General features: G+C 67.5%; 22 protein-coding genes, 1 tRNA gene, 1 pseudogene and 1 riboswitch. Of the genes and pseudogenes, 8 read left to right on the top strand and 16 right to left on the bottom strand.

The window, feature by feature from the left end; all coding sequences use genetic code 11:
• The first annotated feature begins 90 nt into the window (after positions 1 to 90).
• Positions 91 to 654, top strand: a complete 564-nt coding sequence (locus tag test1122_RS07635) for a hemerythrin domain-containing protein (protein ID WP_232268404.1) — start codon at positions 91 to 93, stop codon at positions 652 to 654.
• Between the two features lie 73 nt (positions 655 to 727).
• Here test1122_RS07635 and test1122_RS07640 read toward each other — a convergent pair whose 3' ends face one another.
• Positions 728 to 1,531, bottom strand: a complete 804-nt coding sequence (locus test1122_RS07640) for a SigB/SigF/SigG family RNA polymerase sigma factor (protein WP_232268405.1) — start codon at positions 1,529 to 1,531, stop codon at positions 728 to 730.
• Positions 1,532 to 2,071: 540 nt separating this feature from the next.
• Here test1122_RS07640 and test1122_RS07645 point away from each other — a divergent pair.
• Positions 2,072 to 3,142, top strand: a complete 1,071-nt coding sequence (locus test1122_RS07645; protein ID WP_422396941.1) for a Gfo/Idh/MocA family protein — start codon at positions 2,072 to 2,074, stop codon at positions 3,140 to 3,142.
• A gap of 598 nt (positions 3,143 to 3,740) precedes the next feature.
• Here the strand turns inward: test1122_RS07645 and test1122_RS07650 are convergent.
• Both test1122_RS07650 and test1122_RS07655 read right to left on the bottom strand, forming a co-directional pair.
• Positions 3,741 to 5,012, bottom strand: coding sequence for a PTS transporter subunit EIIC (locus tag test1122_RS07650; RefSeq protein ID WP_232268407.1), 1,272 nt, complete (start codon positions 5,010 to 5,012; stop codon positions 3,741 to 3,743).
• Positions 5,013 to 5,214: 202 nt separating this feature from the next.
• The gene (locus tag test1122_RS07655; protein ID WP_232268408.1) at positions 5,215 to 6,456 is read right to left on the bottom strand and encodes a PTS transporter subunit EIIC; all 1,242 of its coding nucleotides are present in this window, start codon (positions 6,454 to 6,456) and stop codon (positions 5,215 to 5,217) included.
• Positions 6,457 to 6,666: 210 nt separating this feature from the next.
• On the opposite strand from test1122_RS07655, the pseudogene test1122_RS07660 reads away from it, so the two are divergent.
• The 3 genes and pseudogenes from test1122_RS07660 to test1122_RS07670 all read left to right on the top strand — a co-directional run.
• Positions 6,667 to 6,906, top strand: a pseudogene (locus test1122_RS07660) (PTS sugar transporter subunit IIB); the annotation flags it as partial.
• 84 nt (positions 6,907 to 6,990) lie between these two features.
• A complete protein-coding gene (gene rph / locus test1122_RS07665) occupies positions 6,991 to 7,722 on the top strand; it encodes a ribonuclease PH (RefSeq protein WP_232268410.1) in 732 nt (243 codons plus the stop codon).
• Positions 7,723 to 8,312: 590 nt separating this feature from the next.
• The gene (locus tag test1122_RS07670) at positions 8,313 to 10,691 is read left to right on the top strand and encodes a transglycosylase domain-containing protein (protein WP_232268411.1); all 2,379 of its coding nucleotides are present in this window, start codon (positions 8,313 to 8,315) and stop codon (positions 10,689 to 10,691) included.
• Between the two features lie 19 nt (positions 10,692 to 10,710).
• Here the strand turns inward: test1122_RS07670 and test1122_RS07675 are convergent, their stop codons facing one another.
• The 3 genes from test1122_RS07675 to test1122_RS07685 form a co-directional block, all read right to left on the bottom strand.
• Positions 10,711 to 11,031 (bottom strand): DMT family transporter, encoded by a 321-nt coding sequence (locus tag test1122_RS07675; RefSeq protein WP_232268412.1) that lies wholly within the window; start codon positions 11,029 to 11,031, stop codon positions 10,711 to 10,713.
• Positions 11,032 to 11,061: 30 nt separating this feature from the next.
• Positions 11,062 to 11,123, bottom strand: a riboswitch (guanidine-III (ykkC-III) riboswitch).
• Between the two features lie 50 nt (positions 11,124 to 11,173).
• Positions 11,174 to 11,476 (bottom strand): GroES family chaperonin, encoded by a 303-nt coding sequence (locus tag test1122_RS07680; protein ID WP_232271809.1) that lies wholly within the window; start codon positions 11,474 to 11,476, stop codon positions 11,174 to 11,176.
• A 61-nt stretch (positions 11,477 to 11,537) separates the two neighbouring features.
• Positions 11,538 to 11,858, bottom strand: a complete 321-nt coding sequence (locus test1122_RS07685; protein ID WP_232268413.1) for a DUF3618 domain-containing protein — start codon at positions 11,856 to 11,858, stop codon at positions 11,538 to 11,540.
• 96 nt (positions 11,859 to 11,954) lie between these two features.
• On the opposite strand from test1122_RS07685, the gene bcp reads away from it, so the two are divergent.
• Together bcp and test1122_RS07695 are read left to right on the top strand one after the other, a co-directional pair.
• Complete coding sequence (bcp, locus tag test1122_RS07690) at positions 11,955 to 12,431, top strand: thioredoxin-dependent thiol peroxidase (protein ID WP_232268414.1); 477 nt, start codon at positions 11,955 to 11,957, stop codon at positions 12,429 to 12,431.
• Between the two features lie 47 nt (positions 12,432 to 12,478).
• Positions 12,479 to 12,560: transfer RNA gene (locus test1122_RS07695), tRNA-Leu, on the top strand.
• A 199-nt stretch (positions 12,561 to 12,759) separates the two neighbouring features.
• Here the strand turns inward: test1122_RS07695 and test1122_RS07700 are convergent.
• The 4 genes from test1122_RS07700 to test1122_RS07715 all read right to left on the bottom strand — a co-directional run bounded on the left by test1122_RS07700 (position 12,760) and on the right by test1122_RS07715 (position 16,483).
• The gene (locus test1122_RS07700; RefSeq protein ID WP_232268415.1) at positions 12,760 to 13,449 is read right to left on the bottom strand and encodes a phosphate ABC transporter ATP-binding protein; all 690 of its coding nucleotides are present in this window, start codon (positions 13,447 to 13,449) and stop codon (positions 12,760 to 12,762) included.
• Positions 13,437 to 15,248, bottom strand: a complete 1,812-nt coding sequence (gene pstC / locus test1122_RS07705) for a phosphate ABC transporter permease subunit PstC (RefSeq protein WP_232268416.1) — start codon at positions 15,246 to 15,248, stop codon at positions 13,437 to 13,439. The genes test1122_RS07700 and pstC overlap by 13 nt, the downstream gene beginning before the upstream one ends.
• Before the next feature lie 3 nt (positions 15,249 to 15,251).
• Positions 15,252 to 16,079: a phosphate ABC transporter substrate-binding protein gene (locus test1122_RS07710; RefSeq protein ID WP_232268417.1), complete on the bottom strand. Its 828-nt coding sequence runs from the start codon at positions 16,077 to 16,079 to the stop codon at positions 15,252 to 15,254.
• A 230-nt stretch (positions 16,080 to 16,309) separates the two neighbouring features.
• Positions 16,310 to 16,483 (bottom strand): hypothetical protein, encoded by a 174-nt coding sequence (locus test1122_RS07715; RefSeq protein ID WP_232268418.1) that lies wholly within the window; start codon positions 16,481 to 16,483, stop codon positions 16,310 to 16,312.
• 278 nt (positions 16,484 to 16,761) lie between these two features.
• Between test1122_RS07715 and test1122_RS07720 the strand changes: the two genes are divergently transcribed.
• A complete protein-coding gene (locus test1122_RS07720; protein ID WP_232268419.1) occupies positions 16,762 to 17,997 on the top strand; it encodes an MFS transporter in 1,236 nt (411 codons plus the stop codon).
• 31 nt (positions 17,998 to 18,028) lie between these two features.
• Here the strand turns inward: test1122_RS07720 and test1122_RS07725 are convergent, their stop codons facing one another.
• The 6 genes from test1122_RS07725 to test1122_RS07750 form a co-directional block, all read right to left on the bottom strand.
• Entirely contained in the window at positions 18,029 to 18,388 is a 360-nt protein-coding gene (locus test1122_RS07725; RefSeq protein WP_232268420.1) for an ArsR/SmtB family transcription factor, read from the bottom strand.
• A gap of 163 nt (positions 18,389 to 18,551) precedes the next feature.
• Entirely contained in the window at positions 18,552 to 20,297 is a 1,746-nt protein-coding gene (gene phnE, locus test1122_RS07730) for a phosphonate ABC transporter, permease protein PhnE (protein WP_232268421.1), read from the bottom strand.
• Positions 20,294 to 21,100: a phosphonate ABC transporter ATP-binding protein gene (phnC, locus tag test1122_RS07735; protein ID WP_232268422.1), complete on the bottom strand. Its 807-nt coding sequence runs from the start codon at positions 21,098 to 21,100 to the stop codon at positions 20,294 to 20,296. Before phnC ends, phnE begins: the two co-directional genes overlap by 4 nt.
• The gene (locus test1122_RS07740) at positions 21,097 to 22,041 is read right to left on the bottom strand and encodes a phosphate/phosphite/phosphonate ABC transporter substrate-binding protein (protein ID WP_277879803.1); all 945 of its coding nucleotides are present in this window, start codon (positions 22,039 to 22,041) and stop codon (positions 21,097 to 21,099) included. The genes phnC and test1122_RS07740 overlap by 4 nt, the downstream gene beginning before the upstream one ends.
• Positions 22,042 to 22,144: 103 nt before the next feature.
• Positions 22,145 to 23,263 (bottom strand): phosphonopyruvate decarboxylase, encoded by a 1,119-nt coding sequence (gene aepY, locus test1122_RS07745; RefSeq protein ID WP_232268424.1) that lies wholly within the window; start codon positions 23,261 to 23,263, stop codon positions 22,145 to 22,147.
• On the bottom strand, positions 23,260 to 24,411 hold the full coding sequence (locus test1122_RS07750; protein WP_232268425.1) for a ketoacyl-ACP synthase III family protein: 1,152 nt from the start codon (positions 24,409 to 24,411) through the stop codon (positions 23,260 to 23,262). The genes aepY and test1122_RS07750 overlap by 4 nt, the downstream gene beginning before the upstream one ends.
• Positions 24,412 to 24,430: the final 19 nt, after the last annotated feature.

Consider the following 24,430-nt stretch of genomic DNA (forward strand, 5'->3'; position numbering starts at 1 on the left):
GTTTAGCTCCACCGGGGGCCGGGAACTTGACTGCGGCCTGCGGCCTGCCACATTCGGCATGCCGCCCATATTTGCGCCTCAGGAGGCAGCATGGCAGACAACGGCTCAGTCATCGATGAGCTGACTAATGACCACCGGGAAGTCGAAGAGATTTTTGGTCGCATCAACGCGTGTGGACCCGGGGATCCCATGCGCAAGACCTACTCCGAACAGGCGACCATTGAGCTGGTCCGGCACTCCGTCGCGGAAGAGGAGTACCTCTACCCGGCGGTGCGGGAACACGTTCCCCAGGGTGACTCGCTCGCCGACAAGGAGATCAAGGACCACGCCGAAGCCGAGAAACTCATGAAGAAACTGGAGGGGCTGGAGGCCGACAACCCGGAGTTCGACCAGACCCTCGGAAAGCTTATGCAGGAGATTCGCTCGCACGTTGAGGACGAGGAGAACAACCTCTTCCCCAAGCTCCGCGACGCCGTCACACCGCAGATGCTCAACGAGCTCGGCGCGAAGGTCCGGCAGGCGAAGAAGATGGCACCGACACGCCCGCACCCGTCGGCCCCGGATCAGCCGCCGGCGAACAAGCTGCTGGCGCCCGGGGCTGGCCTGGTCGACCGGGCACGGGACATGGTGTCGGGCCGCGGCCGGAAAGACTGAGACGAACTCGCGCCGCGGGGCACGGCGCGGGGGCCGGGGATACGCGGCCCGCTTCCGCACACGCGCCCCGCGGTCACGGTTCCGACCGGTTCTCCACCCGCTGGCGGAGCCCGTCACAGGCGCGGCGCAGCAGCCGCGAGACGTGCATCTGGGACATGCCGAGCTCTTCGGCGATGCGGCTCTGCGACATGTAGCAGAAGTACCGCAGATACAGAATCCGCCGCTCACGCTCCGGCAGACGGCGCAGGTAGGGCTTGACGGCCTCCCGTTGGACGACGAGGTCGAAGCCGGGCTCGCAGGCGCCCAGTGTGTCCCCCAGGGAGCGCCCGAAGTCACCCCCGGGCGGCTCCGCGTCCAGGGACAGGGCGCTGTAGCTCTCCAGCGCTTCCATCCCCAGGAGCACATCCTCCTCGCTGAGGCCGGTGTACTCGGCGACCTGTGCGACCGTCGGAGAACGGCTCAGCTCCGGTCCCAGCTCACGCAGGGCGACCCGCACCCGATTACGGATCTGCTGTACGCGCCGTGGCACATGCACATCCCAGGTGAGGTCCCGGAAATGCCGCTTGATCTCACCGGCGATGGTGGGCACCGCATAACTCTCAAAATCCGTGCCACGGTGCGGATCGTATCGGATAACGGCCTTCACCAGACCGAGCGCGGCCACTTGCTGAAGGTCCTCCAGTGATTCCCCCCGGTCGCGGTAACGCCAGGCCAGCCGATGCGCCACCGGAACCCAGGCACGTACGACCCGCTGTCGCAGTTCTTCCTTGCCGCGGCCATCGGGCAGATCCGCAAGGCGCCGGAACTCGGCAGTGGTATCGGGGGTTTCGTGGTGATGACGAGGCGGGCGCTTTTTACGACCGTCGAAACCGTTCATGGCATAGCTTTCCTGGAATGCGTTGAATTTGCACTCGCTGAAATCCGTACCTCCCGAACGAGACCGTTCATCTTCACGCTACCCAGGGGAGGGGAAAGCCGCGACGCGAGTCAGCCGTCCGTGCATTGCCTGTGCACAGAGGTCCAGGGCGTCACCTCGGGGCCGGGGCACCCGGGGGCGCCAGGGGCGGGGCGCCGGGGGCGCCGGGGGCGCCGGGGGTGGACGCCGAAGACCCTGCCCGCGCCAGGAGGGTCAGTCGGAGCGCGGACAGGGCCTTTGACGGGTGGGACGCGGCTGCTTCGGCGCCCTCACAGGCGCCGAGGTCCCACCAGAGGGCACCGCCGACAAGGAGGAGAGCTCGGCCAGCGGCCAGGAACATCCCACGCGTAGAAACGGGTATAACCGGTCAGGCGGCACATAGTCCACTCCCCGGCTAAATTCCCCTCGTTCAGAGCATTTTGCTTTCCTTCCTATTTCCGGGAAAGACCCTCACGGGAAGGAAACGGGGAGGGGCAATCGCATGCACGTAGCATGGCGCGCGTGAACGAACACCGCACCGCCCGCGTCGGCCTGATCGGCTACGGCCTGGCGGGCTCGGCCTTCCACGCCCCGCTGATCGCCACGACCGATGGGCTGACCCTCGACACCGTCGTCACCGCGAACCCGGACCGGCAGCGGCAGGCCCGCGAGGAGCACGCGGGCGTCCATACCGTCGCGACCGCGGATGAGCTCTTCGCCCGCGCCGACGCGCTTGATCTGGTCGTCGTCGCCTCCCCGAACCGCACTCATGTCGCGCTCGCCACCCAGGCATTGGAAGCCGGACTGCCGGTCGTGGTGGACAAGCCGATCGCCGGGACCGCCGCCGAGGCGGAGGAGCTGACCGCCCTCGCCGACGCCCGTGGCCTGCTGCTGTCCGTCTTCCAGAACCGCCGCTGGGACAACGACTTCCGCACCGTGCGCCAGCTCATCACCGAGGGCGCGCTCGGCGAGGTGCAGCGCTTTGAATCCCGCTTCGAGCGCTGGCGCCCCAGGCCCAAGGGCGGCTGGCGCGAGTCCGGTGACCCGGCTGAGATCGGCGGGCTCCTCTATGACCTGGGCAGTCATGTGGTCGACCAGGCGCTGACCCTCTTCGGCCCGGCCACCACGGTCTACGCCGAGTCCGATATCCGCCGCCCGGGCGCGGCGGCCGACGATGACACCTTCATCGCGCTCACCCATGCCGGGGGCGTCCGCTCCCATCTGTGGGTGAGCGCCACCGCCGCGCAACCCGGGCCGCGCTTCCGGGTGCTCGGCAGTGCGGCGGCGTACGTCAAGTACGGGCTGGACCCCCAGGAAGCCGCCCTCCGTGCGGGGGCCCGCCCAGGCGCCGACGCCGACTGGGGCGTCGAGCCGGAGTCGGCGTGGGGCACCCTCGGCTCCCTGGACGAGTCCCGCCCGCTGCGCACCCTGAACGGCGACTATCCCGCGTATTACGCGGGGATCGCCGCCGCGTTGCGGGGCGCTGCCGCGCCGCCGGTGACGGGGGGTGAGGCGGCTGCGGTGCTGCGGGTTCTGGAGGCCGCGCGGCGCGCTGCGGCTGAGCGCCGCACGATCCCCCTCACCACCGGCTAAGCCCGGGGCGGGGCCCCGCCCCTTCCCGGCGGTACCGCCCTGCGGCTCCACCGCGCGGCGGGGCTTCGCCCGGCTGCGGGGGTGCCGGGGCGGGGCTCCCCGTATCCCGCCCCTTCCCGGGGGTGCCGATGTGCGGCTCCGCCGCGTGGCGGGGCTTCGCCCGGCTGCGGGGTGCCGTGGGTGGGTTTCCCCGTATCCCGCCCCTTCCCGGGGGTGCCGATGTGCGGCTCCGCCGCGTGGCGGGGCTTCGCCCGGCTGCGGGGGGTGCCGTGGGTGGGGTCCCCCAATTCCCGCCCCTTCCCGAAACCGGGGCTTCGCCCCGGGGCCCCGGGGTTTGCCGGTGCGGGCCGGTGGCCGGGTTGTGCCCACCAAGCGTCGCGAGCTCCGTTGCGGGGTGGGTCGGAGCGTCGTGGCTGGGGTGGGTGGGTGGTTGCGTAGCAGGGCGGGCCCACGCCCCTCGCGGGGCTGCGAGTGCCCACAACATGGGGGGGCGGTGTTGCGCCCACCAAGCGTCGCGAGCTCCGCTGCGGGGCGGGCCGGAGCGTCGTGGCTGGGGTGGGCGGATGGTTGCGTAGCAGGGCGGGCCCACGCCCGGGGGTCAGGGCTTGTAGTTGGTTTTTTCCATTTCGGCGATTTCCTCGTCGGACTCACGGCCCGGTGTCGGGAGGTTGAACTTGGTGATCGCGAAGCGGAAGACCGCGTAGTAGACCGCGGCGAAGCACAGACCCACCAGGACCAGCCCCAACGGCTTGGTCGCGATACCGAAGTTCAGTGCGTAGTCGATGGCGCCAGCCGAGAAGCCGAAGCCGTCCTTCATGCCGAGCGCCCAGGTCAGGGCCATGGAGACACCGGTCAGCACGGCGTGGATCGCGTACAGCACCGGCGCGATGAACATAAAGGTGAACTCGATGGGCTCGGTGACACCGGTGACGAACGCGGTGAGACCGATGGAGACCATCATGCCGCCGACCACCTTGCGGCGCTCCGGGCGGGCGCAGTGATACATGGCGAGGCAGGCTGCCGGGAGGGCGAACATCATGATGGGGAAGAAGCCGGTCATGAACTGTCCGGCCGAGGGGTCTCCGGCCAGGAAGCGTGCGATATCGCCGCTCTTGCCCTCATAGGAACCGGCCTGGAACCACGGGAAGGAGTTCAGCAGGTGGTGCATGCCGATCGGGATCAGCGCACGGTTGAAGACACCGAAGATGCCCGCGCCGACCGCGCCGGAACCGACCAGCCACTCGCCGAAGTGGTGCAGACCGCTGCCGAGCACCGGCCAGATGTAGCCAAAGACGATGCCGATGATGAGACCGGCGAAGGCCGACACAATCGGCACAAGGCGGCGGCCGCCGAAGAAGCCGAGCCAGTCCGGCAGCTTCTTGCGGTGGTAGCGCTGGTAGAGCAGGGCGACGACGATGCCCATCACGACACCGCCGAGGACACCGGCGTTGACCGGTGCGGCGACCTCGACGATCTTGCCGTCCACGACCTCCTGCTGCATCGGGAGGTTGCCGTCGGTGAAGACCTTCAGCACATTCTGGAAGACCAGATAGCCGACCACGGCAGCCAGGCCGGTGGAGCCATCCGCCTTCCTGGCGAAGCCGACGGCGATACCGACGGCGAACAGCAGCGGCATATTGTCGAGCAGAGCGCCGCCACCGGCGGCCAGGAACTCAGCGAGCTTGGTCAGGAACGCCGGGAAGCTCTCGCGGCCCAGCATGTCGTCCTGGCCGAGGCGGAGCATCAGGGCCGCCGCCGGCAGGGTGGCGATCGGCAGCATGAGGCTGCGGCCGATGCGCTGGGCGACGGCCATCGCGCCGGAGCCGCGGCCCTTCTTATCAGCTGCCGGGGCAGCGCTAGCCGTGGACATTCACTTCCTCCAGGGGGCAAGGCGCCGCCGAAGAGGTGTGAAGGGGAGAGACGGCGGCGTCTCCGTGCTGGTGGTGTGTGGTCTACACCACCTAGTGGTGTAGACCTTTGTAGCACGGTGCGGCCCGGATAAGGAACCTGCTGTTCCAGCCGCCGGATAACAATCGCGTAGAGCGGCTGGCAGCAGGTTCGGGGCGGCTGGCTCAGGGTTTGAGATTCTCGCGTTCCATCTCGGCGATCTCCTCGTCCGACTCACGGCCCGGGGTCTTGAGGTCGAACTTCCGGATCACGAATCGGAAGAGGATGTAGTAGATCACCGCGAATCCCAGGCCGATCGGGACGATCAATTCCGGATTTGTCGCCTTGTCCCAGTTCAGTACGTAGTCGAAGAGTCCCGCGGAGAAGGTGAACCCTTCACGGATGCCCAGCGCCCAGGTGAGGGCCATCGACGCACCCGTCAGCAGGGCATGGATGCCGTACAGCGCCGGGGCGAGATAGACAAAGGAGAACTCGATGGGCTCGGTGACGCCGGTGACGAACGAGGTCAGCGCGACCGACATCATCATGCCGAGTACGACCTTGCGCCGCTGGGGCTTGGCACAGTGCGCGATGGCCAGGGCGGCGGCCGGCAGGGCGAACATCATGATCGGATAGAAGCCGGTCATAAACATCCCCGCCTCCGGGTCACCGGCCAGGAAGCGGAAGAAGTCGCCGTGGATCTCCTTGCCGTCCTCATCGGTGTACGAGCCGAACTGGTACCAGGCGAAGGTGTTCAGCAACATATGCATCCCGAAGGGGATCAGCAGCCGATTGAGCACGCCGAACACCCCGGACCCCCAGGCGCCCCACCCCGCCAGGGTCTCAGCGAAGCTGTTGAGGCCATTGCCGACCGGTGCCCAGAAGTAGCCGAAGAGCACGGCGAGACCGAGGGCGACAAAGGACATCACCACGGGAACGAAGCGGCGGCCGCTGAAGAAGCCCAGCCAGTCCGGGAGCCGGGTGCGGTGGTATCTCTCCCACACCTTGGCGGTGACGACGCCGACCACAACGCCGCCGAGCACACCCGGATTCACCGGATCCTCGGTGACCGGGTCGATAAAGGCCGTGCCCAGCACGCCCGTGAACACCATGTAGGCGACCACCGCGGCAAAAGCGGTCGAGCCATCGGCCTTCCTGGCGAAGCCGATCGCCACCCCCACGCAGAACAGCAGCGCGATATTGCCGATGATGCCATCGCCCGCGCCCGCGAAGACATCCGCCAGCCGGTCCCAGCCCAGGCCGTCCTCGCCGAGGACATCCGGTTGCCCGAGGCGGAGAATGAGGCCCGCGGCGGGCAGGGCGGCGACGGGCAGCTGAAGGCTGCGCCCCAGCTTCTGCAGGCCCTGCAGGGTGATCTGCTGCCAGCTCTTGCGCGGCTTCGCGTCCGGGGCGGCATCGGAACTCATCGGCGCTCTCCCGTTTTGCCTGCGGGCGCGGACTGGTGTAGACCAGTTGTGGGACGGTGTCGGCGCGGCCCTGAAGCACGGCGGCGACGACTGCCATCATTCGGCAGAAGCACCGCTTTCGCCCCTGAAGTTGGGCCAACCGTGGGTTACCGTTGCCATCTGATCCAAGGGGCGAGATGGGCTGCCTGAGACACAGGTGAGACACAGGAGAGTGATATGGCCAGCAAGGCTGAGAAGATCGTCGCCGGACTCGGCGGACTCGACAACATCGAAGAGGTCGAGGGCTGTATCACCCGCCTCCGAACCGAGGTCTCGGACGCTTCTCTCGTCGATGAGGCCGCTCTCAAGGGCGCCGGAGCGCACGGCGTCGTCAAGATGGGCACCGCCATCCAGGTCGTCATCGGCACCGACGCGGACCCGATCGCCGCGGAGATCGAAGACATGATGTGAGGGGCGTTCGCCGCCGCTGAGGAGAAGGCCCGTTTCCGTTCCCTGCGGATCGGGCCTTCCGCTTTTACGACTACGCTCGCTCCCATGTCTCGTATCGACGGCCGTACGGCCGAACAGCTCCGACCCGTCACCATCGAACGCGGCTGGAGCAAGCACGCCGAGGGCTCCGTCCTCATCTCCTTCGGCGACACCAAGGTCTTCTGCACCGCCAGCGTCGCCGAAGGCGTTCCGCGCTGGCGCCGGGGCAGCGGCGAGGGCTGGGTCACCGGCGAGTATTCGATGCTCCCGCGCGCGACCAACACGCGTGGTGACCGCGAGGCCGTCCGTGGCAAGATCGGCGGCCGTACCCATGAGATCTCCCGGCTTATCGGCCGGTCCCTGCGCTCCGTTGTCGACTTCAAGGCGCTCGGCGAGAACACCATCATCCTGGACTGCGATGTCCTTCAGGCCGACGGTGGCACCCGTACCGCCGCGATCACCGGTGCGTATGTGGCGCTGGCCGACGCCGTCACCTGGGCTCAGGAGAAGAAGCTGATCAAGGCCAAGGCCCAGCCGCTCACCGGTACCGTCGCCGCGATCAGCGTCGGTATTGTCGGCGGCGTTCCGCTGCTCGATCTCTGCTATGAGGAGGATGTCCGCGCGGAGACCGATATGAACGTCGTCTGCACCGGCGATGGGCGCTTTGTCGAGGTCCAGGGGACGGCGGAGGGGGAGCCCTTCGCGCGTGAAGAGCTGACCGCCCTGCTCGATCTGGCGGTCGCGGGCTGTGCCCAGCTTGACGGTGCGCAGCGGCAGGCCCTGGCACGGACGTCCTGAGCCTCGCGGACGTCCTGAGCCTCGCTGACATCTCGGAATGGTGTCAGGGGGTGTCTGGTGGGTCTCCGTGGAGGAAGGAGCGGCGTCTGGTGCGTGCGATCGCAAGGCGGAGGAGGAAGCCAACCTGGTTGGTTGGCGACCGACGACAACGCAGCGAGCGTGCGTGCCAGACGCCGCGACGCCGCGGAGATCCACCAGACACCCCCTAGCCCTCCCGGTCGCACAGTCCACGGTTGTGCGACCGGGCGGTTCCCCGCCCATACCGGTAGCGCCCCACAGCGGTGGCCAGCCGGTTGGCGGTGTTGCGACAGCAGCTGTGGTCCGTAACCGTGAGATACAGACGGGCCGCGTGCATCCTTTTGCTCACTGTGAGCGTCTAACCATGAGTGAACCCCTGCGCTTGATCGCCGGTTCGGGTGACAGGCGCAGGCCAAATGGCCCGTCGCGGGCCTGTCACAGGTGTGGTCCACCCCCACTGGCCGTGGGAGTGCCTCCCGGGCCGCCAGGCCCGGGGGAAGATGATGCGACAGTGCTTTATGGGGGCGTACAACACGAATCGCCCGAAAAGTGGACGGGGAGTCCCTACAGAGATGAGTGACGAGTCGAAGAGCGGCGAAAGGCGACCCCAACGGACAGGGGTGCGCCGACTGCTTCCCACCTGGCGGATGGTGCTGGGTGGGGTACTGCTCTTCCTCCTGCTGGTCTCGGGGGCCCTGGTCGCCGGATACCTGCTGGTGAACATCCCCGAACCCAACAAAGCGGCGGCCGCGCAGAGCAATGTCTATCTCTACTCGGACGGCACTCAGATCGCCAAGGACGGCAAGGTCAACCGCGAGAACATCTCGCTCGCACAGGTGCCCAAGACCGCCCAGCACGCGGTGCTCGCCGCCGAGGACCGGGACTTCTACAACGAGTCGGCCGTGGACCCGAAGGCCATGGCCCGGGCCGCCTGGAACATGATCCGGGGCGAGGGCAAGCAGTCCGGCTCGACCATCACCCAGCAGTACGTCAAGAACTACTACCTCAGCCAGGAGCGGACGGTCACCCGCAAGGCCAAGGAGTTCTTCATCGCTGTCAAGCTGGACCGGGAGGTAAGCAAGAACGACATACTCCGTGGATATCTGAACACCAGTTACTTCGGCCGCAACGCCTACGGCATACAGGCCGCCGCACAGGCGTACTACGGCAAGAAGTCCGAGGACCTGACCACCGCTGAGGGCGCGTATCTCGCCGCGCTCGTCAACTCGCCCAGCGCGTACGATGTCTCGGCCCACCCCGAGAACCGCAAGAAGGTCATCGCCCGCTGGAACTACGTCCTCGACGGCATGGTGAAGCAGGGCTGGCTGGAGAAGTCCGAGCGGGCCGGTATGAAGTTCCCCGAGCCGCGGACCGCCAAGGCCCCCACCGGCCTGTCCGGGCAGCGTGGCTATCTGGTCGAGGCGGTGCGGAACCACCTCATCTCCCAGGACATCGTCGATGAGCAGCGGCTGGCCAGCGGCGGCTTCCGGATCACCACGACCATTGACCCTGACAAGCAGGACGCGATGGAGTCCGCGGTCAAGGACCAGCTGATGTCCAAGCTGAGCGATGACCGCGAGGCGGACCGGTACGTCCGCGTGGGCGGCACCTCCATCGACCCGGAGACCGGCAAGGTCGTGGCGATGTACGGCGGCATCGACTACACCAAGCAGTACGTCAACAACGCCACCCGGCGTGATTATCAGGCGGCATCCACCTTCAAGCCGTTCGTCTATACCTCGGCGATCCAGAACGGTTCCAGGACCCAGTACGGGCAGAAGATCGGTCCGTACACGATCTACGACGGAACCAGCAAGCGCCGGGTGATAAGCGATGGCCGTCCCACCGAGTGGGCCCCGCAGAACGAGGGCGATGTCGATCACGGCAAGGTCTCGGTGACCGAGGCGATGGACAAGTCGGTCAACTCCGTCTTCGCTCAGATGGGTGTCGACGTCGGCCCGCAGAAGGTCAAGGACACCGTGGTGCAGCTGGGCATCCCGGCGGAGACTCCGGAGCTCGACAAGGCCCAGAGCTCCATCGCGCTGGGCACCGCGACGCCCAGCACCCTGGATTTGGCGCAGGCCTACGCCACGCTCGCCAACCATGGCGAGCGTGGCCGCTACAGCCTGGTCGAGAAGGTCAGCCGTGGCGGTGAGGAGATCAAGCTCCCCGGCCGGGACACCCAGCAGGCCGTCCCCCGGGAGGCCGCCGACGCCACCACCGCGATGCTGCGCAGCGTGGTGCGGAGCGGTACGGGCACCGAGGCACAGACCGCGGGCCGCCCGGCGGCGGGCAAGACGGGTACGGCCGAGGACGATCAGGCGGCCTGGTTCGCGGGCTACACCCCGGACCTGGCGACCGTGATCGCGGTGATGGGCCAGGACCCGGAGACCGGGGCGCACAAGTCGCTGTACGGCGCGGCGGGGCAGCCGAAGATCAGCGGCGGCCACTACCCTGCGCGGATCTGGGGCCAGTACACCGCGGCGGCCCTGAAGGGCTCCCCGGTCAAGAAGTTCGACCTGGAGACCAGCGACGGCAGCCCGTCCCTTGAACCCAGCACCCCGGAGACGACCCCGAGCGCCTCCGACGAGCAGTCACCGCCCCCGGCCAGCTCCAGCCCCCCGGCGACGGGTGGCACGGACAGCGGCGGCGCGGACAACAGGGGACCGGACAGCGGGGGCACGGACAGCGGCGGCCCGACCGACGGCGGCACCAGCACCGGTGGCACGGACCACGGCGGTACCGATACGGGCGGTACGGAGACCGGGGGCACCACCGGCGGCGACAACGGCGGCACCGGCGACAGCGACAGCGGCGGCACCGACACCAGCGGCGGGATCACCGAGGGCGGCGATACGGCCGGGCCGGAGGGCGGCACGGGCACCCCCAGCGATGACAGCACCGGGGAGACGAGCGGTCAGCCGCCCTGGGAGGGCAGTAGCCGGTGGTGAGTGGCTGGCGGCCGGTCGCTCAGTGGCCGGAGGTCGCCTTCAGGCCGACCACCGCCACCAGCAGCAGGCAGATGAAGAAGATCCGGGCCGCCGTGGCGGGCTCACCGAGCACGGCCATACCGAGAACCGCGGCGCCGGCCGCGCCGATGCCGACCCAGACGCCATAGGCGGTACCGATGGGCAGGCTCTTCGCGGCCTGTGCCAGCAGCATCATGCTGGCGGCGATCCCCAGGACCGTAAAGACGCTCGGCCACAGCCGGGTGAAGCCCTCGGTGTACTTCATCCCGATCGACCAGCCGACCTCCAGCAGACCGGCGACAGCGAGCAGAACCCAGGCCATGACGGCACCTCCGTGAAAGTTCACTTACGGGGTGCGTCGTCTTTGCCTTGCCCCGGTACGGCGCGTCTCGTCGGGTCCTGTATTCAGTCCTGTATCCAGAAATGTCCTCTATCCATACATACAGGATCTACCGGTACAGGATCTACAGGTACAGACCAGTGGGCTCCTCGGTGCCGGCCAGCCGCTCCGCGGCCACCGCGTGCAGATCCCGCTCGCGCATCAGCACATAGGCGACCCCGCGGACCTCGACCTCCGCCCGGTCCTCCGGGTCGTACAGCACCCGGTCACCCGGCTCGACCGTGCGTACGTTCTGCCCGACCGCCACCACCTCGGCCCAGTCCAGCCGTCGTCCGACCGCGGCGGTGGCCGGGATGACGATGCCGCCGGACGAGCGGCGCTCGCCCTCGGGAATATCGGTACGGACCAGCACACGGTCGTGCAGCATCCGGATGGGCAGTTTGTCGTGGGTGGTATGCGAGCTCACGACACGACCGTATCTCAGGCTGTCAGGAGCGTCGGCGGCGAGCCGAGGTCGCGAGCAGTCCGACCACGGCGATGGTCACCAGCGCCACCGGTACGATCCGCTCCAGCCGTGGCGATCCGTCGGCCGAGACGAACTGCGCCCGTACATCCGTGACCGCGCGGTTGACGGCGACATACGTACGGCCCGCCGTACGGTCCACGGCGGCCGCGGCCCGGGCCTTCGCGTCACCCACGATGGTCTTCGGATGTACCCGCACGGCGATCTCGTCCAGCGTCGCGGCGAGCTCCTGCCGCCTGCGGGTGATCTCCGCCTCGATCTGCGCAGGGGTCCTGGCTTCCGGCACCGCACTGCCTCCGTAGTCTCGTAGTGGCTAGGAATAGTCTGTCAGCTCACCGACCCACTTGCCCCATCACACCCCCGATCGCCCCGAGGAGCACCCATGAGCGAGCGACTGCAGCCCGGCGACACCGCCCCGGCCTTCACCCTTCCCAACGCCGACGGCAAGCAGATCTCCCTCGCCGACTACGCCGGACGCAAGGTCATCGTCTACTTCTACCCGGCCGCCCTCACCCCCGGCTGCACCAAGCAGGCCTGCGACTTCACCGACAATCTGGCGCTGCTCGCCGACGCCGGGTACGAGGTCATCGGCGTCTCGCCGGACAAGCCGGAGAAGCTGGCCACGTTCCGCGAGAAGGAGGACCTGAAGGTCACGCTCGTCGGTGACCCGGAGAAGAAGGTTCTGGAGGCCTATGGCGCCTTCGGGGAGAAGAAGCTGTACGGCAAGATCGTGAACGGCGTCATCCGCTCCACCGTCATCGTCGATGAGAACGGCAAGGTAGAGCGCGCGCTCTACAACGTCAAGGCGACCGGCCATGTGGCCAAGCTCATCAAGGACCTGGAGCTGGACGGCCGGTAGATCCCCGCTGCCATGGCCGCCGCCCAGGCCAGTAGGATTGCGAGGGCGCGCGAGTGCCGGAATTGGTAGACGGGACGGCTTTAGGTGCCGGTGTCTTCGGACGTGGGGGTTCGAGTCCCCCCTCGCGCACAGAGAGGTACCCACGAAACGGGCCTCTCCCAGTGACGGAAGTCACGAGGGAAGGGGTCCGTTTCGCTGCGTATGGGCAGGTTGATCGAGAGACCACGCAGTGAGTCAGCCTTGACACGCCGTCAGAGCGCCACGGTTCACCCGTCGCCGACACCGCCGGGAGAGCATGTGCGCTCGACTTGACGGGCAACGCAGCCGGTCAGGAGAACGGGACGGCCGTGGCCGGAGACAGAGGCTGCTCGAGGTGCACGGTGGTGTCGCAGAGCCGGTCGACCTGTGCCGCATCGTGAGAGACGAGCAGGACGGTTCGTCGTCCCCTCAGGGCTGCCACGGATTCTTCAACCGTGTCGCGACTACGTTCGTCCAGGGCGCTGGTGGGTTCGTCGAGGAGGAGGGCGACTGGTTCGAGCGCCAGAGCTCGGGCGAGACACAGCCGTTGCCGCTGTCCTGCGGACAGGTTGCCTGCAGGGGACTCGAGCCTGTCACGCACCTCCTGCCAGAGTCCGGCTTCGCGCAGGGCGAGCTCGGCCCGGTCTCGCATCACCCCTCGCGGCATCTTGGCTACGTGCCGGATACCGAAGAGGGCGTTGTCGAGGATGCTGCCACCGAACACGACGGGGGTCTGGGGCACGAGGACGACCTTGGACCTGAGGTCAGCGTCCCCCTTGCCGTGTCGGATCGGGCGGCCGAGCACGTGCAACTCCCCTCTCCGGGTGAGGCCGGCCGGGAGGAGGTCGACGAGTGCTCGGAGGACGGTGGATTTCCCGGCTCCGGAAGGCCCGCAGAGCCCGGTCGTCGAGCCGTGTGTCAGCTCGAAGGACACAGGACCCACGAGTGTCTTGTCACCGCTCTGCACCCGGAGGCCCCGCGCGGCTATCACGTTGTCCATCGCTCTCCTTCCAAACGGTTGCGCAGCCACACCGCCGCGCTGAGGAGTACTGCTGTGATCAGCACCAAGACCAGGGCGCTGGACCATGCCTGCGCGACCGCATGGGGGTCTCCGGAATCCTGCGACAGGGTGAAGATATGAGTCGGCAGCGCCTGGACCGGGGAGTCCACGATTCCCCCCGGCAGGGGATCGGCGCCGAAGAAGACGGTGGCGGTGAACAGGAGCGGAGCCGTCTCTCCGGCGGCCCGCGCGAGGCCCAACAGCAGACCGGTGACCGTGGCGGGCCAGGTATAGGGAACGACGACGGACCGGATGTACTGGGGCCGGGAGAGCCCCAGTGCCATTGCGCTCTCGGTCAGTTCGGCTGGCATGCCCTTGACGCGGGCGGAAGTCGCCAACGCCACGACGGGAACAACGACGGGCACCAGCACCACGACACCGGCAAGCCAGGACTTACCCCACCCCATGGCGCTCGACAGGATGACGAACCCGGCGAGACCGAGAAGGATGGTCGGTGCTCCGCCCACGACCACGGTCAGCGTCTGCAGCAGGCGGGCGGCACGCGCGGAGGCGTAGACACCGATCAGAATCCCCGCGCCGAAGCCCAGTGGGAGGGAGACGGCCCCTGTCGTGACCACGAACAGCACAGTCCCGAGAATCTGATCGCGTACACCACCTCCTGCCGTACCCGACTGGGGAGTGGTCCAGAATGACGGGTCGAAGGCTGTGCTTCCGCGGCCCACGAGGAGGGCGAGTATCCCTACGAGCAAGGCGCTGGGTAGCAGGAGGGCCGCCAGGCGCAGCACGGCGGTGAGGCGGTCACACTGAATGCGGAACGTCGAAGGGGGCCGGGGCCGCCGGAGCCGCCCGCTGACGGCGGGCTGTGCACTCGCCCGGGTGCCCCACACCGTGGCAGCGGCCACGAGGGCGAGGATGACGATTCCCAAGCCGCACAGGGCTGCGAAGTGTGGCCCTGACGTGCCTGCGAGAACGGGCTCCGGCCCCGCGAGCTTCGTCGTCAACGTCTGACCGGGGTGCACCAGTGAGTCCAGGAATTCCCCGGGCGTTGTCGGGAGGCGGCCGTCAGCCCTGCCCACGACCAGGTAGACCGCGATCGCTTCTCCGAGCGCTCGGGCCAGGCCGAGGAGTACGCCGGCCCGCATTCCGGGCCGGGCAAGGGGTAGAACGGCGGACCGGATGACCTCGCGACGCGTCAGCCCCAGGGAGTAGGCGGACTCGCGGAAGCGATTCGGCACCGCGGCGAGCGCGTCCACACTTACGGCGACGACGGTAGGAATGATCATGACCGCGAGCACGATCCCGGCGGCCAGCAGACTGTCACCACCCGGCACGTCGGCCATCCCGGCGATGAAAGGCCGTATGGCCAGGATTCCAACCAGGCCGTAGACGATGGATGGAATCGCGGCGAGCAGTTCCACGCCTGTGCGCAGCCAGCGTGCCAGGCGTGGTGGCAGGTACTCCGTGAGAGCGACGGCTGCGGCCCAGCTGACGGGGACGGCGAGGGCGAGGGAGATCGCGCAGACGACCGCGGAGCCGTAGATCATGGCCAATCCGCCGTAGGCGGAATGCGTGGGGCTCCACACCGAGGAGGTCAGCAACTGGATCCAGTCGACCTCGCCCCGGCTGATCCCTGTGAACAGGTACCCCGCCAGGATGAGGAGCACCGTGGCCACGAAGATGGCGCCGGTGAACGACCAGGCCCAAACCCACCGTGATGGCCGCGGGCGCGACGCCGTGTCCGGTGCGACCAGCGGTCGCACCGGAGTTTCGGTTGCCACCGGCTATTCCCCGAGCTGCTTGGCGGTGAGGTACCCGTGCTTGGGGAGTAGCGCCTGCCCTTCATCGGACAGGACGTAGTCGACGAACTTCTTGGTCCTCCCCCGTGGCTCTCCGTCAGTGATGAGGAAGAGCTGCCGGGCCATGGGATACTCGCCGGACGCGATCTTCTCGGCGCTCGGAGCAACCCCGTCCAGCGTCACGGCGACCAGGTCGTCGTGTCCCTCGATGAATCCGGTGGACAGCGGAGCGACGCTTCCGGGGGTCGACTTCAGCTTGCTTCGAGTCTCCAGGTTGCCGCCCACGATGGCGAAGCTGTCCGACTGCGGTGGAGGCGGGGGCTTCTCGTCTCCGTAGAGGTACTTGTCCAGCACCTCACGTGTCCCTCGTCCCGGCTCCTTGTCGTAGACGAAGACCTCCAGGTCCGGGCCGCCCACCTCGGACCAGTTCGTGATCTGTCCTTCGAAGAGGCCGCGAACCTGCTCCTTGGTCAGGTCGCCGACACCCGCGTCGGCGACCTTCTTGGTCACGATTACTCCGACCGCGTCTGCGCCGATCTGTGTCGGGTGGAAGTCCGTGTCGGGGTAAGCGGCCCGGTCCTCGTCAGAGAGGGGCTTCGAGCTCATGCCGATGTCGATCTGTCTGGAGCCGAGCTGGGATATGCCGCCGGCCGAACCGCCTTGCGTAGCAACCGTGACGTCGAGTCCCTGACGACGGAGTACCTCGGCTGCGTCCGCAGCGACCGGTGCCACAGTCGTCGACCCGCTGACCCGCATGGCGCCGGTCCGGGCCTCGCTGTCCGCGCAGGCGGACATGGAGGACGTCAGCAACACCGCGGCAGCGGCTAAAAGCCCTCGCCGCCGAAGTGTCGGAGTCCTCGTTCCGGAGGACTCGCCGCAAGACTCCCCCTGTTCGCTCGCCCTAGGTGAGTCCGTCACCAGGGGCGGCATCTTGCGGGTCATTCAAGGTCCTCCTCGGAGCGCGCCATTGATTTCATGGGAGTCTAAACAGAGAGCCACGCTCAGGGGAACACTTCGTGAACAACCTTCCATTGTAAGGGAATTCACATCTGCCGCCCTCCGTGAGCACCGCCGTCGACGGCCCGGCCTCGAGCACCCGCGTGAGCGTTCTCGATGAGCCCGTTGCGCCACACCAGCTGGGCGATGCCGACGGCGGCCGCGTTGACCAGTGTGCCGCCCTCCGCGGTGATGGCGAGCGCGCGCAACTGGTCGCGCACGACGGTATGGCGATGTCGTAGTCGATGCCCATGCTTCCCCTCCCGGCCTTCTGCAGCCGAGACCCTGCTGAGGCCACGGACCACGACAGCACGGTCGACTCGTCCCTCATTTTGGGCATCCCCGATGTCACTCACCGCAACTTCGCCGGCTCCCCTTCTGAATTGACAAACATCGAACCAAGCTCCACGATGGCATAGGCGCTGAATCGATATAGGGGCGGGTAGTCGCGGGAGGCGTTACATGTCTGAGTCAGGCCGATGAAGCCTCCGCGCCAGCCGTGACGATCCGCGATGCGTCTGCAGGTATCTGCGCGCCATCCCGCCCGAGGCGTCGTGCCGCCCTGCCGGCGCTGTGCACGACAGAGATCACCAGTTGGGGAGTTCTCTACTACGCCTTCCCGGTCCTGGCACCTCGGATCAGCCGGGACACTGGTTGGTCCGCCCCCTCGGTGGCGGCAGCCTTTTCCGCGGCACTTGTCGTCTCGGCCCTCATAGGTGTGCCTCTGGGGCGCTACCTCGACCGGAGGGGCCCGCGTGTGGTCATGACCGCGGGTTCGCTCATCGCCGTGCCCGCGATCCTGGGGGTTGCCGCCGCCCCGAGCCTCCTTTGGTTCGCAGCGGCTTGGCTCGTCGTGGGCGTATCGATGTCCGCTCTGCTGTACCCACCTGCGTTCGCAGCCGTCACCGGATGGTTCGACGGCGCGGAGCGAACCCGGGCTCTGACAACGGTGACGCTCGTGGGCGGTCTGGCCAGCACGGTTTTCGCTCCCCTGACCGCTGCCCTCGCCGAGCACTTCTCGTGGCGGACGACGTATGTGCTGCTCGCCGTTGTCCTGGCGGTGGTCACTCTCCCACTGCACACCCTGTGTCTGCGCAGCCCCTGGCCGTCGAGGAGCTCCCGGACGAGCCGCCACGTGCGACGGCCGGAACGTTCAGTGGTTCTCTCCCAGCCGTTCCTCGTGCTTGCCGCAGCCATGACTCTCGCGTCTTTCGCGTTCGCAGCTGGAGTGATCAACCTCGTGCCCCTGATGACGCACAGAGGCGCCAGTCCCAGCGCAGCGGCATGGGCACTGGGTATTGGCGGGGTCGGCCAAGTTCTCGGTCGGCTCGGCTACGCAGCGCTCATTCGCCGCACGTCAGTGCATTCCCGGACCGTCCTCGCGTTCCTCGCCGGTGCTGTGACGACTCTGGCTCTCGGTGTCCTTCCAGGCCCCGTTCTCCTGCTCATTGTGTGCAGCCTGGTCGCCGGCATGGTCCGGGGTATCGCCACCCTGCTGCAGGCCACGGCCATCACCGACCGCTGGGGCGTCGCCTCATACGCCACCCTGAGCGGTATTCTCGCCGCGCCCGTCCTGGCCGCTACTGCGCTTGCCCCGTGGGCAGGAGCGGGGATCGCCGCCGCCTTGGGCGGCTACCCCGCCCTGTTCGTGGCGCTTGCCGCGGTCTCTGCTGCAGCGGGGCTCCTGGTGGGGGTCGGGGGGCAGGGCCCGAAGAACCGGGGCGCCGGCTTGTGAGCCGCTCCCGTGGCGTCATCCCCGCACGGCACTAGGCATCAACAGCGTCAGCGAACATTCGCCCCATTGCCACCATGACATCGGGCGGAACACGGTAGAACACCCATGTCGCCCGCCGCTCCGACGTCAGCAATCCGGCCTCGCGCAACTTCTTCAGGTGATGGGAGACGGTCGGAGCCGAGACACCCACGTCTGCTATCTCGCACACGCACACTTCGTCGCCCATACGCGAGGCCACCCGGGAGAACAGCCTCAACCGGACGGGGTCGCCCAGAGCCTTGAACATGGCCGCCATCTTCTCGGCGTCAGCTTCTGAGAGATCTTTGGAAGTCAGCGGCGGGCAGCAGGCGACTGCACCCTTACCAGCCGACGCTGTCGTCGCACTTGTCATTCACTTATGTTCACACCTGTCGAAACAGTCCGGCAACACTCATGACACGCACTCCGTCGCGTCTGGCAACTCGCCCAGGAGGCCGTACTTGGGCGGTCGAGCGGCGTCCCGGCCGAAGTTGCGTGCTGCGGCCCCGGACCGGCAGGTGAGTCCCCGCCCAGTGTCAACTGACGACGCGACGGAGCCAGAGAGCGACGAGCTCGATAAGCATCACCGTTGCGAAGACGAGCCCCACGATGGTGGTGACGACACCGAACTCGAGCACGCGAGAGGCATTGAGCAACTGGAAGCCGATGCCGCCGGCTCCGACGATGCCCAGCAGCGTCGCGGCGCGGATGTTCACATCCAGCTGGTACAGCACGTGCCCGACGAAGGCGGGCGCCGCCTGTGGCAAGGTCGCGGAACAGAAGACCTGCCCGCCCGATGCTCCTGTGGCACGGAGCGCTTGTTCCACGCCGTGATCCACTTCCTCCAAGGAGTCTGCGACGAGTTTGCCCAGGAGCCCGATGGCACCGACACCCAAGGCCAAGGCGCCGGCGACCGGGCCCAGGCCGGTGATGATCACGAACACGATGGCCAGCACCAGTTCGGGAAGCCCGCGGATCAGAACGATCACCATTCGGAAGGTCCGAGCCACAGCAGGCGACGGAGCCACGTTTCGAGCCGCCATCGCGCCGATCGGCAGGGCCAGCACCGCTCCGATCAGAGTGGCGGCCAGAGCGATCTTCACCGTGACCCAGAGGTCGGCGAGCAGGGTGGGCAGGATGCCGCCGGTGTCAGGAGGCCAGAAGAGCCCGACGGTTTCGGGGATGTTGCCCAGACCGCCGAAAAACTGGCCCGCTGACAGCCCCGCGCCCCACAGGGAGGCAAGCACCACCGCAGTGGTGACGGCCGCGTACAGGCTGCGGCGCCAACGCCGTGCATCCCACGGCGGGGAGATGCGCTTCGCTGAGCTCGGCATGGAGTCGGTCGTATCGGGCCGCGTCGGCATGGGGGTGCTCACCCAGGTGCGTTTGGCAGCGACGGTGGCCCGGCGGCGTGGCTGGGCCCCCCGAGCGGCTCGGTCGGCATGTGGCAGTAGTGCCCTGCGGATCGCTCCAGAGATCAGTTCCGCCACGACGCACAGCACCAGAACGACCAGCGCCAAGGCCATCGCACGCGGGTAGTCCAGCTTCCGGAAGGCGGCCGCGATGGCATAGCCCAAACCGTCGACACCGACGAAGCCCAGCACCACCGAGATGCGCAGGTTGATGTCGAAGCGGTGCAGCGCGTTGGCGATGAAGGAGGGCATGACCTGAGGAAGCACGCCCGATACGAGCTCTTGCAGCCGACCTGCGCCGCTTGCCCGTACAGCGGTACGGGGCCCTTCATCGATCTGCTCGATCGCGTCGGCGTACATCTTGCCGACCATCCCGACCGAGTGCAGACCCATGGCCAGGACACCGGCGAGGCCTCCGAGGCCGAATACCCTGAAGAACATGATCGCGAGCACGACGTCCGGCACGGCACGGGCCACGACGATCAATGCCCGGGCTCCCAAGCGTGCGCTCCGGTGCGGCGTCGTGTTCCGGGCAGCCAGTACGGCGATCGGGATGCTCACGAGCACGGAGAGCAGAGTCGAACAAATGACGATGGCCAGGGTCTGCCGACACAGAACCATGAGCTCGCCCGGTTCAGGGAAGTCCAGCGGCAGTGTGCGGGAGAGGAAGTCCGCCGCGTTCGCGGCGCTGTCTGCCAGGGTCGCCACATTGATCCGAAGGTCCACGAACGCCCATACGGCTGCGAAGAGAAGTGCGGCAGCTGCCGCGGCGGCCGCGGCCCCGCCTGGCCTGGGCCGGGACAACGTCTTTGGCGGCGGCACCCGCACCGGAGGTGTGACCTCCGGTGCGGGATGTGTCGTCTGCGTCATCCCGCTCCTGCCAGGATCGCGCCGGCGTCCGCGCCGACCCGCGAGTAGACGGTCATGACCTCGTCACGCTCAAGGGTCTTCACCGGCATGTCCAGCACCACGCCGCCGGCACGCAGCCCCACCACGCGATCGCCCCAGGACAGGGCAAGATCCACCTGGTGGAGGCTGCACACCACCGTGAGCTGCCGTTCTTCACTGATGTCCCTGATGAGCTGCATCACCTGTGCGGCGGATTCCGGGTCGAGTGAGGCGACAGGCTCGTCTGCCAGCAGGATCTCGGGGCGCTGCATCAGCGCTCGGGCGACCGCCGCCCGTTGCTGCTGCCCGCCAGAGAGTGTGTCGGCGCGCTGAAGCGCCTGCGCGCCCAGCCCCACGCGGTCCAGATGCTCCAATGCCTCACGGCGCACCTTTTTTGGATACGACAGCAGACCCAGCCGGGGCCCACGTAGCCGGCCCAGGGCACCGGTGCACACGTTCTCGAGCACCGTCAGGCTGCCCACGAGGTGGAACTGCTGGAAGACGAAGCCGATGCGCCGACGCAGGCGACGCAGCTCGCCGCCTCCCGCCTGGCCGACATGTGTGCCGAGCACGCGCACTGTTCCGGAGCTCGCCTGATGCAGACCATCGATGTGGCGCAGCAGGGTCGATTTGCCGGAACCCGAGAGACCGAGGAGCACCACAACTTCGCCAGGGGCCACGTCAAGGGACACCTCGTCCAGTGCGAGCGTCTCGACCCCGAAGCGCTTCGTCACATCCTCGAGACGCACGATGCCTCCCGACGTTTCCTGGACGTCTGCGGTCACCCCGAGCACTGCTTGTCCTTGGTGGTGGCGCAGACCTTGCGTACCCCGTCGAACAGCGCGTCGTCGACCTTGACGAAGCCCCAGTTGCCCTGGTCCCCGACGGAGCAGTTGCCGTCACAGAACCCCTGGGACTTCAGATAGTCGACGTTCGCCTTTTCCTGCAGCGCCTTGACGATCTTGTTCTTCAGAACGGTCTCGAGGTCGCTGCTGACCGCTGCGGGTGAGCCGGGGATGACCTCGGACTTCCAGATTGTGGTGACGTCGCCCTTCTCGATCTCGCCCCTGTCGATGAGCTGCTGCTCGACCATGGCTTCGTAGGCGAAGCCCAGCTCACACTGTCCATTGGCAACGGCGAGCACAGAGGCGTCGTGGCCACCGGCCATGACCGGCTCAATGTCCTGCTTGGGTTTCAGACCGGCTTCGATGAACCCGGCGGACGGATAGAGGTAGCCGGAAGTGGAGTTGGGCTCGACGAAGCAGACCTTCTCGCCCTCGGCGTCAGCCAGGCCCTTGATGTCCGAGCCGGACTTCACGATCCCGTACGAGCGGTAGCCGGGCTTTGATCCTTTCGTCTGCACCAGCGCCGCCGCCGGCTTGATCTCCAGGCCGGAGTTCCGCGCCAGGACATAGCTGAACGGCCCGTACACAGCGATGTCGATCTTCTTGGCACGCTGGCCCTCGATGATCGCCGCATAGCTCGTCGCCTGCTGGAAGGTGACTTGCTTGCCGGTCTCCTCCTCCAGCATGGCGATGACCCCTTGGAAGCTCTGCTTCAAGGTGGTCGAGTCCTCAGTCGGGATGGCGGAGAGCACCAGCTTGTCGGGGTTACGTCCGCCACCGGCCGTGTCACCAGAGCTGTCGGCGCTGGCGCCACAAGCGGAGAGGGAAATCATCGATAGGACGGCGCACGCGCTCAGTATTCGCCGGGAACGACTGGACACAGTGAGGTCTCCTCCCGTATCGGGCGGCAGGAAGCCACGGCCCCGCGTGGTCGTGGCTTCGCTGCCAGCCGATGCGTTGAGTAGTGAATGCGACGGGTGTGAGTCAGGCGGAACCGGAGGATGCGACCAGGGCGGCGGAGAACCGGTCGCGCATCGCCTCCGGCGAGTGCGTTGCTGTTGCGCGGGGCGGCATGGGTCCGCTGCGGGCACGTGTGGGGATCAGACGCAGGTGCGGCCCGGGCGACTGCCGCGCGGCTGTGAACTGCTCGCGGACCTCGTCCAGCGTCTGGCACCGCACAGCGCTGCGGTAACCGGCCGCGGCCGCCACTTCCTCCAACCGCGTTCGTCCTGAGGTGGTTGACTGTCCGCCGGTCGACTCATGGATGCCGTTGTCCAGCACCACGTGGACGAGGTTCGCGGGAGCCTGGTCCGCGATGACCGACAGCGTGCCCATGTGCATCAAGGCGGCGCCGTCGCCGTCCAGGATCACGACGGTGCGGTCAGGGTCCGCGAGTGCGACGCCCAGGGCGATGGACGAGGCATGACCCATCGACCCCTGCATGTAGAAATTCGCCGGTCGGTCGGAGACGCCGAACAGTTCACGCCCGGTGTAGCCCGTGGTGGCCACGATGGGCGCCTCGTCAGCGAGTTCGGTGAGGAGCTGAACGACTTCGTGGCTGTCGAGCCGGTCGTCCCGTTCCTCAGCCGTGGCAGGACACTTGCCCACCGCGCCCTTCTCCACCAGAACGAAGGGGGCCTCTCCCGCGGCCACGGCCTCCTCCGCAGCTGTGAGGATTTCCGCGAAGTGCTTTGCGTCGCTGTCGGCCCGCAGCAGCCAGTGCGGCAGCCCGAACATCTCCAGGAGGGGGATGGTCTTCGTCCCCATGACCTCGTGCTGCGGTTCGTCCTGCGCCGGGTCAGGCCATCCCCGCAGGCTCACGAACGTGAGCACCGGGATCCGGTACGTCATCACCAGGGACGTCAATGGATTGACCAGATTGCCCAGGCCGGAGTTCTGCAGCATCACATACGACCGCCGCCCGGCCAGAGCCGCACCAGCGGCGGTGGCAAGGGCACCGCCTTCGTTGGCGGCGGGGACGTAGCGTCCGGGTGTGCGGCTCAGATGTGCGATCGGGCCACCGAAGAAGGAGCATGGCACACCGCTTGCGAAGTGGAAGCCGCGGCCTTCGAGCTCTGAACAGAAGTCTTCGGCTGCAATCATCGTGCACCGTCCTTCTCGTTCCGAGTGGACTGAAGTCGAACGGTCCGCACGCCGCTCACTGCTGCGCTTACCGCTGCGGGGGCCGGGACGTCGGAGGAATCCGAAGCAGGGTTCTGGGCCCAGTCGGGACACTCGTCGATGCGTACGACCGCGCAGGTGATCGACGTTCCTCCGCCGTGAGCGACGACCAAGACGTGGTCGCCTGGGCCTACTGCTCCGGTCTCCACGAGGTGGTGGAGACCGATGATCTGGTCATTGACGGTGAGGTGTCCGAACTGGCGCCCGTACTCCAGGAGGCCCTTGTCCGCGCTGACCCCCATCGGGTCGAGAATGGTCTTCAGGTAGCTCTCCAGTCCCGTGAAGACGTGCGCCACGCGGGTCACGTCGTCGGGCCCGATTCCCGCCTCCGCCATCGAGCGAAGGGCGAGTTCGGCGCGGAGCTCTCCCTGGCGACTGACGACCTGGGCCACGGTGTCGTCCAGGTCGTCCTCGAAGGCCCCCAGTCGCTCCCGGAAGTCGACTCGCTGGCCGCCGGCATTCGTTGGCGAGTAGATCGGCTCGTTACCCCGGTACAGCTGTTCCAGTTCGGCAGTGGAGCCGGAGTTGATGGACATCAGCCGCGCAAACCCGCCGCGCTTGGAGAGGACCACCGCCGAGGCACCGTCGCCGATCACCCCGTTCTGCAGACCGAACTCCCAACGGTTGAAGTCCGGTCGGCCGGAGTTGTCCCCGCCAGTGAGCAATGCTCCCGAGCGTTCCGGGCTGGCCAACAGGTAGGACGCCGCCAGTTCGACTCCTCCCACCAGCCCGCTGCAGGCCTGCCAGATGAGGAACGACGGAACGTCGCGGTTGGTGGCGTGCTTCAGCACATACGCATGCGGCGACCACCCCAAGGGCCCCTGCGGCCAGCTGTGCGCGTGGACGTGCAGGTCGATGTCGTCCGGGCGGTCGGAGCGCCGAATGGCTTCACGTGCCGCGTGCACCGCCATGTCCGGGGCCGAGATGTCACCGGCGACAGCGGCCCCGGTCCAGCCGAACCACTCATAGTCGTCCTGAGAGTAGAGACCGCGGTCGACCGCTTCCTCCGCGCTCATGATCTCCGGCAGATACACCCCGAGACCGTCGATGTGTATTCCAGGTGTCTTCACAGCTCAGTTCCTTTTCGGG

The organism is Streptomyces gobiensis (assembly GCF_021216675.1).
Classification (GTDB): Bacteria; Actinomycetota; Actinomycetes; order Streptomycetales; family Streptomycetaceae; genus Streptomyces; species Streptomyces gobiensis.